Raw genomic sequence first — 17823 nt, 5'->3', positions numbered from 1 at the left:
GAACGCCAAACTGTTCGATATCGTACAGACGAGCTTTTCAATTTTAAACCAAGAAACTAATTATCAACACATTAGCAAAATGGCAACGCAATTGATTTCAGCTTAAACGCCTGTTTTGATTATAACTACCAATCATTCAGGCTTAAAAAAAATCTGCTATGATAGGAAATAATCTCAAAATAGCTTGGCGGAATATGGCAAAAAACAAGCTATATTCATTCATCAAGATTGGCGGCTTTGCCTTTAGTATTGCCATCTGTATTCTTATTGTTTTATATATAAAACATGAGACGAGCTATAATAAGTTTTATCCGGCGATGGATAGAGTTTACCGTTTGGTCGTTCAGTTACCTATTGAGCATAAAATCGAGCGCTGGGTTTCACTTTCTGCCCCTGTGGCGCCGACCCTGAAAGCAGAAATCCCGTCCGTTGAGCAAACGGGACGCATTCTACCAAACCCTTTATTCGGTGCGGGCAGTAACCAATTGTCATTAAATAACAGCCCTGATAGCCATTATGATGATGGATTTGTCTATGTCGATCAGTCCATTCTCGACATGTTTCCTATGCCCATGGTTTCGGGCCAGCTGTCCCACGCACTTGACAAGCCCAACACATTGGTAATCACCAGAAGCAAAGCCGAAAAATATTTTAAAAATAATCCAATTGGACAAACGATCTATCTCAACAACAATAAGTCGAAAGCCTATACCATCACTGGGGTAATTGAAGATATGCCCAACAATTCGACCCTTGCCGGTTATAGTTTTTTTATGTCGCTCGCTGGAGAGCCTTTTTATCAAGGTGAACAGACTGCTTGGCTCAATAACAATTATACCGTCTATGTCAAATTAAAACCCAACGTAAATGTTGCACTGGCAGAAAAAGAAATTTCAAAGAATTATTTAGAAATACATTATCTCCCTGAATATCTAAAATCTGGACGTAAACTTAATCCGCTTTTCAAGCAGGCAAAAATAACCCTACAGAATGCCCTCGACATGCATCTAAAATCTGCGGATGTAAGCGACGATAAAGTGAGTACATTGAACAGAGGGGATATTCGCATGGTTTGGACCTTCGCAACTATAGCCTTATTTATTTTGTTCATTGCCTGTATTAACTTCATCAACTTATCGACAGCAAATGCAGCAACAAGAGCAAAAGAAATTGGTATCCGTAAGACTATTGGCTCCTCCAGGAAGCTGCTTATTGGACAATTTCTTGTTGAAGCAATCTGTTATAGTGTACTGTCACTGATTATCGGGCTCTTTCTAAGCTGGCTACTACTACCCGTATTCAACCAACTAGCCAACAAATCCTTGACCATTCCCTGGATAGCGGCATACTTCTTTCCTTCTCTTTTGGCGGCTATATTGGTGATCGGCGTCCTTGCCGGAATCTACCCAGCATTGTACCTATCCAAATTTAAACCAATCACTGCACTGAAAAACAACGTCATTGGTGCCAAATCTTCGCTTTTTAGGAATAGTTTGGTTGTCTTTCAATTCGCAACCTCAATAATCCTTATCGTTGGCGCATTGGTGACCAATAAACAGATAAACTACATATTAGACAAAGATCTGGGATTTGACAAGGACCAAGTTGTTGTGCTTCGCGGAATTGGAACATTATCGAAACAGCTTCCAAGTTTAAAAAATGAGCTAAAAAGCCTCCCAGATGTTGCTTCAGTTTCCCTGAGTGATTTTCTCCCTGTACCCATCGATGGTGCCAAACGAAATGGCAATCCGTTCTGGATTGATGGTAGAAGAGATCTCGATATGGCTACACAGGGCCAATTTTGGGAAATCGATCAGGATTATCTGAGCACATTCGGTCTTCATTTAAATAAAGGACGAAATTTTGATCCCACGAGAGCCACCGATAGCAGTTCGGCTATTATCAATCAAAAGTTGGCCGACGAACTTCAATTAAAGAATCCCATTGGTGCAAAAATCACCAATGGCAATACCTGGACGATCATTGGCGTAGTAGATGATTTTATTTTTGAGTCGTTGAAGGAGAAGGGGTATGCAGGACTTTGTATGACATTACAAGGCAATCCTTCCCTACTCTCTATTAAGGTAAAATCGCAACATCTCAAAGAGACAATCGCTGATATCACAGCTGTATGGGACAAATTTGCACCAAATCAACAAATTAACTACAGCTTTTTGGACGAAGGTTTCGAGGCCCTTTATCAAGATGTGGAACGGACCAAGAATATATTCACTTGTTTCGCTCTTGTTGCCATTTTTGTCGCTGCACTCGGGCTTTTCGGCCTTGCAACTTATGTGACACAACAACGAACCAAAGAAATTGGCGTACGTAAGGTACTTGGAGCCAGTGCGATCAGATTACTCCGATTATTGTCTGGAGATTTTATAAAATTGGTGTTTGTAGCCTTGGTCATTGCCACACCTGTTGCGTGGTGGGCAATGAACCAATGGCTTACTGATTTTAACTATCGAATCGAAATAAATTGGCTATACTTCATTCTTGCAGGTATGAGTGCCATTTTAATTGCTTTAGGCACAATCAGCTATCAGACTTGGAAAGCCATTCGCGCCAATCCGGTGGATAGCCTGCGTGATGAATAAATACAAAAACTGTAAAAGAACTTTATTATGATAGGAAATAATTTAAAGATCGCTTGGCGAAATATGGCCAACAACAAACTTTACTCGATTATCAAGATCGGCGGGTTCGCTTTTAGTATTGCCATTTGCATTCTTATTGTACTGTACATTCGCCATGAAACCAGTTATGACAAAATGTATCCCGACATGGACCGTGTTTTCCGTCTTATCGTTTCGGCACCCGATGGTGATAAAGTGAGGCAAACCTTTGCCTTTCCTGCCCCAGCAGCTAAAACCTTGCAAGAGGAAATCCCAAGTGTAGAATTAGCCGGCCGCATTTTACCCAATACCTTATTTGGTGCCGGAAGCAATCTATTTACGGTAAATGGCCGCGCAGAGAATTACCTTGATAAAGGATTTGTTTATGTCGATCAGTCCATTTTGGAAATATTTCCACTTCCGGTCGTACAAGGACAGCTATCACATGCGCTGGACAAACCCAATGCGATAGTCATTACCAAAAGTAGGGCTGAGAAATATTTCAAAGGAAATGCTGTAGGGCAGACGATCTATCTCAACAATAATAAAAGTATTTTATATAACATAACGGCTGTCATCGATGATGTTCCGAACAATTCCAGCCTCTATGGTTATGATTATTTTATATCCCTTGCAGGCGAACCATTTTACCCGGGTGAACAAAACAATTGGGGCGCGACAAATTACATTACCTATGTAAAACTGAAGGAGAATGCAGATATTGCCAACGCACAGGGTAGCATTTCAAAAAACTATATTCAGGACCATTATATTCTGATTAATAAAAAAAATGGAATGAAAATATCGCCCGAAATGATGCAGTCAACCGTCTTACTTCAAAACGCCCTCGATATGCACCTGCGTTCTAAGAATGTGTCGGAATATGGCATGGCTACGCAATATCAAGGTGATATTAAGATGGTCTGGATATTTGCTGGCATCGCATTTTTTATTTTATTGATCGCTTGTATTAACTTCATCAACCTATCCACAGCGAATGCAGCAACGCGGGCAAAAGAAATCGGAATTCGCAAAACCATTGGATCCAATCGAAAGACACTGATTATCCAATTTATGACCGAAGCGATATGTTACAGTCTTATTTCACTTCTTATAGGGTTATTATTAGCCTTCCTGTTATTACCACTATTTAACAATCTAGCCAACAAAGCGCTGTTTATACCGTGGACAGTGTGGTACTTTGTGCCTTCGCTGATTTTGAGCATGTTGTTCATCGGTATCCTCGCTGGCTTATACCCAGCGTTCTATTTATCAGGATTTCAGCCGATCAACGCATTAAAAAGCAAATCGGTTACGAATCCTAAATCTTCATTATTGCGCAATGGACTGGTTATTTTCCAGTTTGCAACATCTATTATATTGATCATCAGCGCACTCATTGCAAATCAGCAAATCAGTTTTATGCTTAATAAAGACATTGGCTTTGATAAGGATCAGGTCATTGTACTTCGTGGTGTAACGGGAATTGCCTCCCAGGCGAAAGAATTAAAAAATGAATTAAAAGCCATTCCAACAGTTCGTGATGTCTCTATTGGCGACTATTTACCGGTTCAATTGGATGGTGCAAAAAGAAATGGAAATCTTTTTTGGGCCAAAGGCAAGGAAGATCTTGAATTAGGTGAAGGCGGGCAATTCTGGAATATCGACGAAAGCTACCTTTCCACTTTTGGTCTGAAGCTAATAGCCGGCCGAAACTTCGATCCACATATCGCATCGGATAGTACAGGTGCTATTGTTAACAAAAGAATGCTTGCTGATTTAGGCATCAAAGGAAATCCCATTGGTACACAAATTACTAACGGCAGGACATGGACCATTATCGGTGTCGTCGACAATTTTATCTTTGAATCAATGAAAGATGAGGGCTACTATCCCGTTTGCATGACCCTTGCCAATAGCCCTTCCATGCTTTCGATCAAGACCAAATCGACGGACATGTCCAAAACATTAGCCGACATTAATACTGTTTGGAATAAGTTTTCTCCGAATCAAAAAATCGACTACAATTTCCTTGATGCCGGCTTCGCTGACCTCTATCAGGATGTCCAACGGATCAAAAATATCTTCAGCTGCTTTGCCTTTGTAGCCATTTTTGTTGCCGCTCTGGGACTTTTTGGACTAGCAACATATGTGACCCAGCAACGTACCAAAGAAATTGGTGTCCGTAAGGTCCTCGGGGCAAGTTCCATCCGATTACTCAAATTACTCTCCGGAGATTTCATAAAATTGGTCTTTGTAGCCTTGATTATTGCTACACCTGTTGCATGGTGGGCAATGAATCAATGGCTGGCGGATTTCAATTATCGCATAGAAATCAATTGGTTCTACTTTGTTCTGGCAGGAATAAGTGCAATCTTAGTTGCTTTTGGGACGATTAGTTATCAAACTTGGAAAGTCGTCCGTGCCAATCCGGTCGATAGTTTAAGGGATGAATAAAGTCAGAAGATCTTAAAAATTGGTGTTTGTTGCCTTGGTAATTGCCTGCCTGTTGCGTGGTGGTCATTGAACCAATAGCTTAGGGGAATGAATGTTCGATTCTGGACGTAAACTGTTCGAAATCGAACATTCAAAAACAAAACAAAAACACGATAAGTTATTTATAATAAAACTATTACGACACTGGCAAGGGGATTGTAATTTTAATTGAGTGAAATAATTCTACTTGGTTTAAGCATACCTATCCAGCGTAAGATGACAAAAAATGATTTCAAACTAGCTTGGCGTAAACTCTTAAAAAACAAAGGATTTACTCTTCTAAATATAATTGGATTGACCTTGGGTTTTACCGGTTTTATCCTTTCCTATCAATACATCAATCGAGAGACCAGCTACGATAAATGGAATCCACATTACAAGGATATCTACCAAATTGGCCTTGAAGCAGAAGGTGCATTTACGGACGAAACTTCACCTTCTCTGGCTCCATTGCTAAAACAGAATTTACCTGATATCGTCTATGCAGGTCGAAAAATAGTTTACAATTATGGAAGTTATCCCCTTTTTGGTGAAAAAACAGTCCTTATTAAAAATGCTGCACTGATTGACTCCTCAGCCGCACGAATCTTTCAAATCGAAAATGCGACCGGACCGCTCTACAAAAACAAGGATCAAAAGGATGCGACCATGGTCAAAAGCCATATTGCCGAACAACTATTCAAAAAAGAAGACTTAAATTTTGACAGCCCCCAGTCGATTCCAGCTATAAGCCTTGCTCTAGGTGTGCAGGAAACAATCTACGGTACAATCAAAGAGCAAGGTCTATCCATGATTGATTACGATCTCCTGTTTATCCGTGAACCGCAGGACCTTTTCGCCAATAATAATCCTTTTTTGTATCAAACTTATATTCAAGTACGTCCCGGTACGGATATCACGAAGTTGACCAATCGCATCAACGCGCTTTACCAGAAAGAGATTGCACCGAAAGATAAAATCAGCTCCTCCAGTTATGCCAAAGGGAGGATCTACCTAGACCCACTGTCCAACCTTCACCTTCGGCCAAAAACAGGAAGTAACACGGCTTATATCATCACGTGGATTATTGGTATTCTCTCCGTTTTGATCCTCTTACTCGCCTCTGCCAATTTTGCCAATATGATTATGGCACAAGCGGATCAACGCATTAAGGAACTCGCGCTCAAAAAAATATTGGGAAGCTCACGTTGGGCTATCGTCAGGCAATTGGTACTAGAAGTATTTATTCTGACTTTCAGTGCTGCAATTCTAAGTTTCGTTGCTTTGGCCCTCACAGGAAATATCCTCCAAAAATGGTTCAATGATGATCTTAAGGGTTATATTTTGAGTTCGGAGACAATCGCCCAACTTGCTATTGCCGTACTATTGACAACAATTCTATCGGCAATATACCCAGCGATCATACTCTCTGGCTTCAAATCTGTTAATCTCCTAAAAGGTGGACTGACTTCCATTCTCAAAAAGGGCACATTTCGAAACGCACTACTAACTTTTCAGATCAGTATGGCCATCCTATTTATATCGGGCATGCTGGTTATTAGGGCACAGCTAAATTATATGCAGCAGGCGGATAAAGGATTTGAGCCTGCACAGGTTGTTAATTTCAAAGGAATAGGCATGTATTATGATTCCAAAATTGATGGTTCCTATCAACAACTAAAACGTCGGTTAGAAAATGATCCAAGTATTGCCTCTGTTGCATCAGCGACAAATATTCCAGGGGAAGGCGAACAACCTCCCAAAATGGATTTTTCCTATGCTCAAAAAAACGTTTCGTTTGCACATGTCGGTATTGATCCTGGATACTTCAAGACGCTAAATATCTCCAGTATACAAGGAAACACCACTGTTTCAATAGATCAACTGCTTCACGATTCCTTGGCCAACTATGCTATTATCAACGAATCTGCAGCCAAAAATTTAGGACTCGAAAACCCGATAGGTGCTAAAATCAAAGGCTGTGATGTCACCTTTGAAATTGTTGGCCTAGTCAAAGACAGTAAAGCTTATGGCTTTGAAAATGTAGTTCAGCCGAGCCTATATTCATTTAAAAACGAATGTGGTACTATGCGCTTTCAGACAACCCTCATGGTCAAAACAAAACCGGGAATGGTTGATCAGGCCATCAATACAGTCAAAGCAGAATGGGAGAAAAATCCATCCGCAAAAGATCTGCCTCTTGATTATTCTTTTATGGATGAGCAATATGCTTTACAGCACAAAAAACAGCACGAATTGCAGACTGCTTTTAATAGTTTCACCAGCCTTTCGGTTATCATCGCGGCCTTAGGGCTATTTAGTATGGCGGCGTATCAGGCGGCATTACGAAAAAAGGAAATGAGCATCCGCAAAGTACTGGGGGCCTCGGTACAATTGCTCTTTATTCAATTGAACAAACCATTTTTCAAGCTCTTTTTAGTCGGGATCGGCATAGCCCTTCCAATAGCCTATCTACTCATGAATAAATGGCTTTCCAATTTCGCCTATCATATTCAGCTGTCCTGGTGGTCGTTTTTGATCCCAATATTTTGCATATTTATCCTCATATTGGTTTCCATCAGCTTCCAATCTATAAAAGTCGCAAAAACAAATCCAATAGATAGCCTGCGCGATGAATAAAAGATAATTTGAGCGGTAAAGGGCCCTATTCCCCAGTAGAACAGTAATTATGATGACTAATAAAAATATAAAACAAGAATATCTAAGATCTCAATACTAAAAAATGATACAATTAAAAAATTTATTCAAGTGGTATAACGTAGGTGGTACACGCTCATTCGTCCTTAAAGATGTAAGTCTCGATATTGCTGAAGGTGATTTTATCTCCATCATGGGGCCATCAGGGTCTGGAAAATCAACTTTATTAAATATTATCGGTATGCTTGATGAACCTGATGAGGGTGAATATATCTTTATGGGCGAGAATGTATTGGAAATGAAAGCAAAGAAAAGAACGCAACTATACCAATCCCACATAGGCTATGTATTTCAAGCTTATCATCTCCTGGATGAATTGACCGTGTATGAAAATATCGAAACACCCTTGATCTATAAAGACATTTCAAGCAAAGAAAGAAAAGCTATTGTTGCTGATATGCTTGATCGCTTTGGCATTGTCGGGAAGAAGGATCTCTTCCCGGCCCAGTTATCCGGTGGCCAGCAACAGATTGTCGGTATAGCGCGTGCATTGGCGGGATCACCGAAGTTATTACTGGCCGATGAGCCTACGGGTAACTTAAATTCCAAACAAGGCGAAGAAATCATGGATTTATTCAAACAGCTCAACGATGATGGCGTTACAATCATACAAGTAACCCATTCTGAAAAAAATGCCGAATACGGTAAAAGAGTTGTCAATATGCTGGATGGTCAGCTCAAATAATTGTATGCCAATTTAACCTGGATAATCCCTACGCAGTACATCAATGACGGTAGGGATTTTTTTAGCTCATATCTCGAATCAATTCTTTAACTTCGTTATGATGAATGAGAGAGAGTTGAAATCGCTAATATCCCTGTTGGACGACACCGACCAACAGATTATTCAGGAAGTGGAGCACCAGTTAAAAAGCCAAGGTCCTGAGATTGTACCCTATTTGGAAAAATTTTGGGAGTCCAGCTTCGATCCTCACATACAGGGTCGATTAGAGAATATTATCCATGAAATTCAATTTGATCAGACCAAAAACGAATTACAGATTTGGAACCTGAGTAACTCATTCAATCTACTGGAAGGATTAATTATCCTCAATAATTATCAATATCCTTCTTATGAGGATCATAAGATTGTTTTAGCGATAGAAGACCTCAAAACTGAGGTATGGCGCGGTTTGCATTACGACATGAGCCCGCTGGAAAAAGTGAACCTGATGAATCATGTTCTTTTTGGCTCCTTCGGCCTAACAGGAAATACAAAGGATTATCATCATCCGCAGAACTCCTACATTGGTCAAGTGCTCGATACCAAACAGGGGAATCCCTTAACCCTATCCTGCATTTATAGTATCATTGCACAAAAATTGGACATTCCGATCTACGGTATTAATTTACCCAAGCATTTTGTATTGGCGTATATGGATTCGGATGAAGAAGGAAATGAAAATGTGCTGTTTTACATCAATGCGTTTAATCGTGGACAGGTTATGCAAAAAAGCGATGTAAATTCATTTTTGAAGCAACTGAACCTCAATCCGGATAGAGAATTTACCTATCCCTGCGACAATGTGACCATCCTTAAACGAGCTTTGAGAAACCTGATGTCTGCTTACGAGGAACATGAAAGTTCAAACAAGCAACAGGAAATCAAAGCGCTTTTCCAGTTGCTTACTTAAACTGCATATTAGAAAACATTAGCTTCACGAGCATCTAAAAAGATATAATTCGGTGTTAAAGAGCCATAGGTTTTCGCCGCAATATCGGGTTTTACATTGCCTTCACTTAAGCCAACCAATGGAAAACGCGAAATTGTACGATTCGTTAGATCAGAAACATAAAAGAATTTCCCTTGTTCCGTACGATCATCAATGGCTATCCCCCAAGGTTTTACTAAGCCTGTATTAGCCCCACCGACAACATAGTCCGGCTCCACGTTCGTTTTATCCGTGGCGCCGCTAAATAAGGTTTTTGGATCTTTAAAAAATAGCACTTCACTACCGGAAGTTACCGCCAACAAGTTCTTTTTGGGAGCATAGGACACCGAACCTAATCCCGTTTTACCCTTGATATATACTTTCATCATTGGCGTAAATTTGTCAAAGCTGACAATAGTATCACGCGCCTGATCGATTAGTTGTTGTCTTAGCGTCGAATAAACTACAAAGCCACTTCCATTACTAGAGCCGTCGTTATTAAATCCAATCAGCACTAGCTTTTCATTATTATCATTGTTACTACTATTAAGGAGAGTCAACGACGTTGGGACAACTTTACCAAGATTAATCTGCTTATCAATGATCGGCGCACCACCTTTTGACCCTACTTTTCCGCTTGGCGTGCTTATAGCATACAACATCGATCTATCGACTCCACGATCCGTGACGGCCAAAAGAAATGGTGTTGTAACAGAACCAGAATTACCATTTTGTTGGGCATACGTATAATAGGCCAACCCCCTTACATTCGTAAAACCAGTATATCCAATAGCACCTGCATTACCAGGAATTCCATAGATCTCATTGGCAAATGGAATCACCTGAAGAAAGGTATCCTGTGCCGTAACACTCGCCTGAAAGATAGCCCGGGCAGCAGCATCAAAAAGAATTGGTCCGCCCCCTTTTGCCGGAGAAAGATATTGATAGATATTATCTAAATTGGTCGTATCAGCCGGATCGATAATCATCATGTTTTTAAGCGCAGAATTGTTCTGGTCGTAATCCGAGAAAGAAACATATAATCTAGAGATCAAAGTAGCCCCCGTTCGTACAGGCTCATCATCCAGTTTCTTGCAAGAAGTAAAACCTATTACACTGGCAACGAATAGGATAATACAGGATTGAAACGAAAATTTCATATATTTTTTATTAAAAATAGCGTATTGCGTTAAACATACAAATCTACTAATATATGCAGAATATCAATGAATTTATATGATTCTTTTAGGGGCAAACCCGTATAAGTAAAACGGAAATATTTGTCAATCCGCTACTTTTTGATTAAAATTGCCTTTGTTTTTGTTAGCACATACGATTATGGAAAATAAGGAATTTGTAAGGGAGACGTTGACATTACCGGGAGAGGGCAAAAAATTACTTTTACACTCCTGCTGTGCTCCGTGTTCTGGAGAAGTGATGGAAGCACTCATTGCTTCGGATATCGATTTTACAATCTATTTTTACAATCCCAATATTCATCCCCGCAAAGAATATGATTTACGCAAAGACGAGAACATCCGATTTGCGGAAAAACATAATATCCCTTTTATTGATGCGGACTACGATGTTGATCATTGGTTTGATTTGGCCAAAGGGATGGAGCAAGAGCCTGAAAGAGGCATCCGTTGCACGATGTGTTTTGATATGCGTTTTGAAAAAACGGCTGAGTATGCGGCTGCCAATGGCTTTGATGTGATTTCAAGTTCGCTGGGTATCTCCCGTTGGAAAAACATGGAGCAGATCAATGATTGTGGTTTACGTGCTGCCTCCCGCCATGAAGGGATGGAGTATTGGACTTTCAACTGGCGTAAGAAAGGTGGTTCTGCCCGTATGCTTGAAGTCTCCAAAAAGGAGAAATTCTATATGCAGGAATATTGCGGCTGTGCTTATTCGCTACGCGATACCAACAAATGGCGTATGGCAAATGGGCGCGAAAAGATAGAGTTAGGCAAAAATTATTATGAATAAGTCCTGTTACTGGTGTATATGAAGCTTTGCTTCGGAATATTTGAAAAAATATTTCTATCCTAATGATTTTATACATACCTTTGCAGGCTCAAATGCAAGATTGTGAAACATCTAAAACAATACAGAATTCCCTTTTCGGGGCTCAACGCTGGAAAGCACAATTTTGAGTTTGACATTAATAAAAAGTTCTTTGACTGCTACGAACATTCGATTGTAAAAGATGGCAATCTGAAAGCAGAAGTTGAATTGCAAAAACAAGAAAATCTTTTGATTTTGCATTTTGATATCCAAGGCGAAATTCAATTGACTTGTGATACCTGCTTAAAAGAGTTTATGTCACCGATTTCAATTCAAGAACGAATATTAGTCAAATTCACGGATGAAGATTGGACAGATAATACCGAAGAGGTGTTGATCTTATCCAAAAGCGACCATGAGTTGGATATAGCTGAGTTATTATACGAATACATTAATTTAGCTGTTCCCTATATCGTAAAATGTGAAGAGCAGGGACAAGGTATACAATGTGATCCTGAGATGCTCGCGTTATTTACAAGCGAGCCTGATTCAGAGGAACAAAAAGAAGAAGAAATTATCGACCCACGTTGGGAAGCATTGAGAAATATTAAAAATAACTAAAACAAGAATACGAGATGGCACATCCAAAACGTAAAACTTCTAAATCAAGAAGAGACAAAAGAAGAACACATTATAAAGCTGAAGCTCCAAGCTTGACAGTATGTAAAGAAACTGGCGCAGTTCATTTACCTCACCGTGCATATACTGTAGACGGAAACTTGTACTACAACGGTAAATTGATCATTGAAAATACAGCTGTTGTCTAAGGTAAACCTTTCATAACACCAAAACATCCCAGACAAGCACTATTTTAGAAATTTGCTTTACTTTGGGATGTTTTTTGCGTATTATTGATTTACTAAATAATAACGGATGAAGATTGGTTTAGATATTTTAGGAGGAGATTATGCTCCTAAAGCAACGATAACAGGTGCTATTGAAGCACAAAAACAGCTTACTGGAGACCAAAAAATAGTCCTTTTTGGTAAAACTGAAGAGACTAAACAATTAATCAATCAAGCCGGAGGAAATTCATCTGACTTTGAATATGTGGAGGCTCCAGAAGTCATTGCAATGGGTGAACATCCAACCAAAGCAATAACTCAAAAACCCAACTCAAGTATTGCGAAGGGATTTGAATATTTAAAAAACAAAGAAATTGACTCATTCGCTTCTGCTGGTAATACTGGCGCCATGCTTGTGGGCTCAATGTTCAGCGTTAAAGCTATCCCAGGCGTATTACGCCCTGCAATAGCATCCATTGTTCCCAAATTAAAATCAGGCTTCGGAATCTTATTGGACGTCGGCGCTAATGCGGACTGTAAACCAGAGATGTTGAACCAATTTGCAATCTTGGGAAGTGTCTTTGCCGAACATGTGTTTAATGTATCCACCCCTAAAGTGGGATTATTGAATATCGGAGAAGAAGAAGAAAAAGGAAACATCCTAACAACCTCTACCTACCCCCTACTTAAAGCCAACGACAAGATTAACTTTATCGGAAATGCAGAAGGCCGTGACCTGTTCAGTGACCATGCCGACGTTTACGTCTGTGATGGATTTACAGGCAACGTCGTCTTGAAACTCGCAGAATCATTTTATGTAGTGACGTTGAAAAAAGGTTTTAAAGATGATTTCTTCGACCGATTCAACTACGAGCAGTACGGCGGTAGCCCGATCTTGGGAGTTAATGCTCCTGTCATTATTGGCCATGGTATTTCGACACCTGAGGCCATTAAAAATATGGTTTTATTTTCAAGAGATATGATCGAGTCTAAGTTCATTGACAGCATCAGATCTATTTTCAATTAGAGTATTTATGTCAAAGATTCACGCCGCAATCACGGCTGTAAATGGTTACGTTCCGGATTATATCCTTACTAACAAAGAATTGGAAACAATGGTCGACACCAACGACGAATGGATTGTTTCCAGAACGGGAATCAAAGAGCGTCGCATCTTAAAAGGTGAAGGTCTTGCTACTTCAGATCTTGCTGTACCTGCAGTGCAAGGTTTATTGAAAAAAAGAGGTATAGCTGCTACAGATATTGACCTTATTATCTTTTGTACAAGCACACCAGATATGCTGTTCCCTGCGACTGCAAATATTCTGGCCGATAAAATCGGAGCTACAAATGCATGGGGATTTGATCTTCAAGCGGCTTGTTCAGGTTTCTTGTTCGGTCTGAATACAGGAACACAATTTATCACTGCTGGCACTCATAAAAAAGTCCTTGTTATCGGTGCCGATAAAATGTCTTCGGTCATCAATTACCAAGACCGCAATACCTGTATCCTATTTGGTGATGGTTGTGGCTGTGTATTATTGGAGCCAAATGAAGAAGGCATGGGTATACAAGATGCTATTTTAAAAACCGATGGTTCCGGAGGACAGTTTTTGAATATCAAAGGTGGGGGTTCGCTGAATCCGGCGTCGCATGCAACGGTAGATGCAGGATTACATTACGCTTACCAAGAAGGTCGTACGGTGTTTAAATTTGCCGTAACCAATATGGCTGATGTAGCACATGAGGTTATGGTCAAAAATAACTTAAAGTCAGAAGATATTGCTTGGTTGGTGCCTCATCAGGCCAACAAACGTATTATTGATGCAACGGCAGAACGTGTGGGGCTTCCGGAAGAAAAAGTGATGGTGAACATTCAAAAATATGGAAATACCACCAGTGGTACTATTCCTTTATGCTTGTGGGAATGGGAATCTCAATTGAAGAAAGGAGATAATCTTATCCTTGCTGCTTTCGGTGGAGGTTTCACTTGGGGATCCATCTATTTAAAATGGGCGTATTAGTTGTCCATTTTATGGTATAATTTATTACTTTTGACAGTTAGAATTTTTTAGAAACAAACAAAACCTAGAATACTATGGGTATGGATATCAAACAAATTCAGGACTTGATTAAATTCGTTTCAAAATCAGGTGTGAATGAAGTCTCAATTGAAGAGCAAGATTTTAAAATTACAATAAAAACAAATCAAGAGCCTACGTACGTAACAGCGACTGTTCCTGCTGTTGCTCCAATTGCTGCTCCTCAAGTTGCACAAGCAGCGGCACCAGCTCCAGTAGCTAGCCCTGCAGCACCAGCCGCAAGCGCTGAAGCAAACTTGATCACAATCAAATCACCAATGATCGGTACATTTTACCGTTCGGCTGGACCTGGTAAACCATCTTTCGTCAATGTTGGTGATGATATCAATACCGGTTCTGTACTATGCATCATTGAAGCAATGAAATTATTCAACGAAATTGAATCTGAAGTTTCAGGTAAAATCGTTAAGATTTTGGTAGAAGACGCTCAACCTGTTGAGTTCGACCAACCATTATTCTTAGTTGAGCCTAAGTAATTTACAATTACGTAAATGAATACATGTAGCCTCCAAAGGGCTACATTTTTTGCAAACTTCATAATTCAATACAATGTTCAAAAAAATATTAATTGCAAATAGAGGCGAGATTGCCCTGCGCATTATCCGTACCTGTCGTGAAATGGGTATCAAGAGTGTCGCAGTATATTCCACTGCCGATCGCGATAGTTTACACGTAAGATTTGCGGATGAAGCAGTTTGTATTGGTCCTCCACCGAGTAGAGACTCTTACTTAAACATTCCGAATATTATTTCTGCAGCTGAATTAACAAATGCAGATGCGATTCACCCAGGATATGGTTTCTTGTCGGAAAATGCTCGTTTCTCAGCTATCTGTGCAGAGTACGGTATCAAATTTATTGGTGCAACTGCAGAGCAGATCGAGAAAATGGGTGATAAATCCCGTGCAAAAGATACCATGAAAAAAGCTGGTGTTCCTACTGTTCCAGGGTCCGATGGTTTGATCTCAAACGTAAAAGAAGGTATTACCTTAGCCAATGAAATCGGCTACCCAGTTATCATCAAGGCTACAGCCGGTGGTGGTGGCCGTGGTATGCGCATCATTTGGAAAGACGAAGAGTTTGAACCAGCATGGGATTCTGCGCGTGTAGAATCTGCGGCTGCGTTCGGTAACGACGGTATCTACCTTGAAAAATATGTAGAAGAACCGCGTCATATCGAATTCCAAATTGTGGGTGACCAATTCGGTACAGTATGTCACCTATCTGAACGTGACTGTTCGATCCAACGTCGTCATCAAAAATTGATCGAAGAATCGCCATCACCTTTTATGACTCCCGAATTGAGAGCTGAAATGGGAGAGGCTGCTGTCAAAGGTGCTAAAGCTGTAAACTATGAAGGTGCTGGTACAATCGAATTCTTGGTTGACAAACACCGCAACTTCTACTTTATGGAAATGAACACACGTATCCAAGTAGAACACCCGGTAACGGAAGAAGTCATCAACTTTGATCTGATCAAAGAACAAATTAAGGTGGCCGCAGGAATTCCGATCTCCGGAAAAAACTACGAACCAGGAATGCATGCGATCGAATGTCGTATCAATGCGGAGGATCCTTTCAACAATTTCCGTCCTTCACCAGGTAAAATCACCAACTTCCACTCACCAGGTGGACATGGTGTACGTGTAGATACACACGTTTATTCTGGTTACTCAATTCCGCCAAACTATGATTCTATGATTGCTAAATTGATCACCGTTGCGCAAACACGTGAGGAAGCAATTTGTACTATGGAACGTGCATTGAGTGAATTCGTCATTGAAGGGATCAAAACAACCATTCCTTTGCATTTGAGATTGATGCGCGACCCTAACTTTAGAGCCGGCAATTTCACGACAAAGTTTATGGAAACTTTCGACCTAACGGAATATCCTGCAGAAGATTAAATAAAATTATCTTTACATACATAAAAAATACCATTCTTTACAATAAGAATGGTATTTTTGTTTCCAAACAATTTTTATGAGTACACCTAATTCGAAAGATCTAATACAAGCTATTAAAGATAAAGGGAAGAATATAGAAGCGGAAATGTCTTTTTTTGACCACCTTGAGGTTTTAAGATGGCATTTGGTCCGTTCAGCAATTGCGATCTGTATCTTTGCAGGTATTGCCTTTACATTCTACGATTTCGTATTCAACGATATCATCATGGGGCCAAAGAATTTAAATTTTTGGACCTATCGCATGATGTGTAAGGCAGCAGATGCTTTCAATTTGGCAGACTTCTGTGTCAAGAAAATTCCTTTTAATATCATCAATACCGAACTAGCAGGTCAATTTATGCTTCAGATAAACTCCTGTTTATTGATGGCTTTGATGATGGGATTCCCCTACCTCCTTTTTGAAATTTGGTTATTTGTAAAACCAGCACTGACCGATGTGGAAAGACGGTCTGCACGCGGGTTTGTTTTTTACTCTTCTTTATTGTTTATTTTAGGAGCACTCTTCGGATACTACATCGTTGTACCCTTATCCATCAACTTTTTAGCCAACGTATCCCTAAGTGATGAGATCGTCAACCAGATTACCATTGATAACTACCTTTCTACGATAGCAACGTTAACATTGGGCTGTGGAATTGTTTTTCTACTCCCGATACTGGTATTTATTCTCTCGAAAATAGGCATTATGACCCCTGAATTTATGCGGGCCAGCCGTCGTTATGCAACTGTAATTATTTTAGTGATAGCAGCTATCATTACACCTTCCGCAGATATCATCACCATGCTGACAGTTGCAGCACCAATGTTCTTATTATATGAGATAAGTATCATGGTTTCGGCCGATGTCAAAAGAAAAAAATTAGCACAAGAAAAATAAAATAACAATAAAATGAGCAGTGTAAAGAAAATTGCGATTGGAAGTGACCATGCCGGCTTTGAATACAAAACAGCTTTGGTAAGTTTTCTAAATGAACTGGGTTATGAGGTAACAGATTTTGGAACAAATTCCCCAGATTCAGTGGATTATCCGGATTTCGCACACCCAGTTGCATCAGCGGTAGAAAACAAAGAAGCTGATGCCGGAGTCTTAATTTGTGGAAGTGCAAATGGTGTTGCTATCACAGCCAATAAACACCAAAATATCCGTGCTGCTATCTGTTGGTTAGAGGAAATTTCGGCTTTAGCCCGTCAGCATAATGATGCGAACGTCGTATGTATACCTGCACGTTTTATCGACCTTGACCTCGCTAAAAAGATCGTCAACACATTTATAAACACGGAATTCGAAGGTGGGCGTCACGCTAACCGCGTAAACAAGATAGCTTGTAGCTGTTAGGTAAATTATGACTAGTCCTGAAAAAACGATACAGATTTTCAGTGATTAAAAATACTTAAATTTAAGCAGTAGTAGCCGAAAGGTTGCTACTGTTTTTTGTTTTGT

At 40.0% G+C, this 17823-nt stretch carries 15 protein-coding genes; 14 read left to right on the top strand and 1 reads right to left on the bottom strand.

Annotation, left to right across the window (positions count from 1 at the left end; translation table 11 throughout):
- Positions 1-158: 158 nt before the first annotated feature.
- From BGP15_RS19220 to BGP15_RS19200, 5 genes are all read left to right on the top strand, one after another.
- Positions 159-2600, top strand: a complete 2442-nt coding sequence (locus tag BGP15_RS19220; RefSeq protein WP_286752358.1) for an ABC transporter permease — start codon at positions 159-161, stop codon at positions 2598-2600.
- A 27-nt stretch (positions 2601-2627) separates the two neighbouring features.
- Positions 2628-5075: an ABC transporter permease gene (locus BGP15_RS19215; RefSeq protein ID WP_286770529.1), complete on the top strand. Its 2448-nt coding sequence runs from the start codon at positions 2628-2630 to the stop codon at positions 5073-5075.
- A 255-nt stretch (positions 5076-5330) separates the two neighbouring features.
- Positions 5331-7733, top strand: coding sequence for an ABC transporter permease (locus tag BGP15_RS19210; RefSeq protein WP_286770528.1), 2403 nt, complete (start codon positions 5331-5333; stop codon positions 7731-7733).
- A 103-nt stretch (positions 7734-7836) separates the two neighbouring features.
- Positions 7837-8496, top strand: coding sequence for an ABC transporter ATP-binding protein (locus BGP15_RS19205; RefSeq protein WP_046672265.1), 660 nt, complete (start codon positions 7837-7839; stop codon positions 8494-8496).
- A 97-nt stretch (positions 8497-8593) separates the two neighbouring features.
- Positions 8594-9445 carry a transglutaminase-like domain-containing protein gene (locus tag BGP15_RS19200; RefSeq protein WP_353681993.1) on the top strand — a complete coding sequence of 284 codons (852 nt, stop codon included), beginning with the start codon at positions 8594-8596 and terminating at the stop codon, positions 9443-9445.
- A gap of 8 nt (positions 9446-9453) precedes the next feature.
- Here the strand turns inward: BGP15_RS19200 and BGP15_RS19195 are convergent, their stop codons facing one another.
- Positions 9454-10623 (bottom strand): hypothetical protein, encoded by a 1170-nt coding sequence (locus tag BGP15_RS19195; protein WP_286770527.1) that lies wholly within the window; start codon positions 10621-10623, stop codon positions 9454-9456.
- Between the two features lie 178 nt (positions 10624-10801).
- Between BGP15_RS19195 and BGP15_RS19190 the strand changes: the two genes are divergently transcribed.
- From BGP15_RS19190 to rpiB, 9 genes are all read left to right on the top strand, one after another.
- A complete protein-coding gene (locus BGP15_RS19190) occupies positions 10802-11452 on the top strand; it encodes an epoxyqueuosine reductase QueH (protein ID WP_070566227.1) in 651 nt (216 codons plus the stop codon).
- A 102-nt stretch (positions 11453-11554) separates the two neighbouring features.
- Positions 11555-12091 carry a YceD family protein gene (locus BGP15_RS19185; protein WP_046672268.1) on the top strand — a complete coding sequence of 179 codons (537 nt, stop codon included), beginning with the start codon at positions 11555-11557 and terminating at the stop codon, positions 12089-12091.
- Positions 12092-12105: 14 nt separating this feature from the next.
- Complete coding sequence (gene rpmF, locus BGP15_RS19180) at positions 12106-12297, top strand: 50S ribosomal protein L32 (RefSeq protein WP_046672269.1); 192 nt, start codon at positions 12106-12108, stop codon at positions 12295-12297.
- Positions 12298-12403: 106 nt separating this feature from the next.
- Complete coding sequence (gene plsX, locus BGP15_RS19175; RefSeq protein WP_070566225.1) at positions 12404-13342, top strand: phosphate acyltransferase PlsX; 939 nt, start codon at positions 12404-12406, stop codon at positions 13340-13342.
- 7 nt (positions 13343-13349) lie between these two features.
- On the top strand, positions 13350-14339 hold the full coding sequence (locus BGP15_RS19170; protein WP_046672271.1) for a beta-ketoacyl-ACP synthase III: 990 nt from the start codon (positions 13350-13352) through the stop codon (positions 14337-14339).
- Positions 14340-14413: 74 nt separating this feature from the next.
- Positions 14414-14893, top strand: coding sequence for an acetyl-CoA carboxylase biotin carboxyl carrier protein (gene accB, locus BGP15_RS19165; protein WP_046672272.1), 480 nt, complete (start codon positions 14414-14416; stop codon positions 14891-14893).
- A gap of 73 nt (positions 14894-14966) precedes the next feature.
- Positions 14967-16322: an acetyl-CoA carboxylase biotin carboxylase subunit gene (gene accC, locus BGP15_RS19160; protein ID WP_046672273.1), complete on the top strand. Its 1356-nt coding sequence runs from the start codon at positions 14967-14969 to the stop codon at positions 16320-16322.
- A gap of 76 nt (positions 16323-16398) precedes the next feature.
- A complete protein-coding gene (gene tatC, locus BGP15_RS19155; RefSeq protein WP_070566223.1) occupies positions 16399-17259 on the top strand; it encodes a twin-arginine translocase subunit TatC in 861 nt (286 codons plus the stop codon).
- Between the two features lie 12 nt (positions 17260-17271).
- Positions 17272-17718, top strand: coding sequence for a ribose 5-phosphate isomerase B (rpiB, locus tag BGP15_RS19150; RefSeq protein WP_046672275.1), 447 nt, complete (start codon positions 17272-17274; stop codon positions 17716-17718).
- Positions 17719-17823: the final 105 nt, after the last annotated feature.

This window comes from Sphingobacterium sp. 40-24 (assembly GCF_001899705.1).
Lineage (GTDB): Bacteria > Bacteroidota > Bacteroidia > Sphingobacteriales > Sphingobacteriaceae > Sphingobacterium > Sphingobacterium multivorum.
The sequence above is the reverse complement of the archived record's forward strand: the minus strand, read 5'-3'. Positions and strand labels throughout refer to the sequence as shown.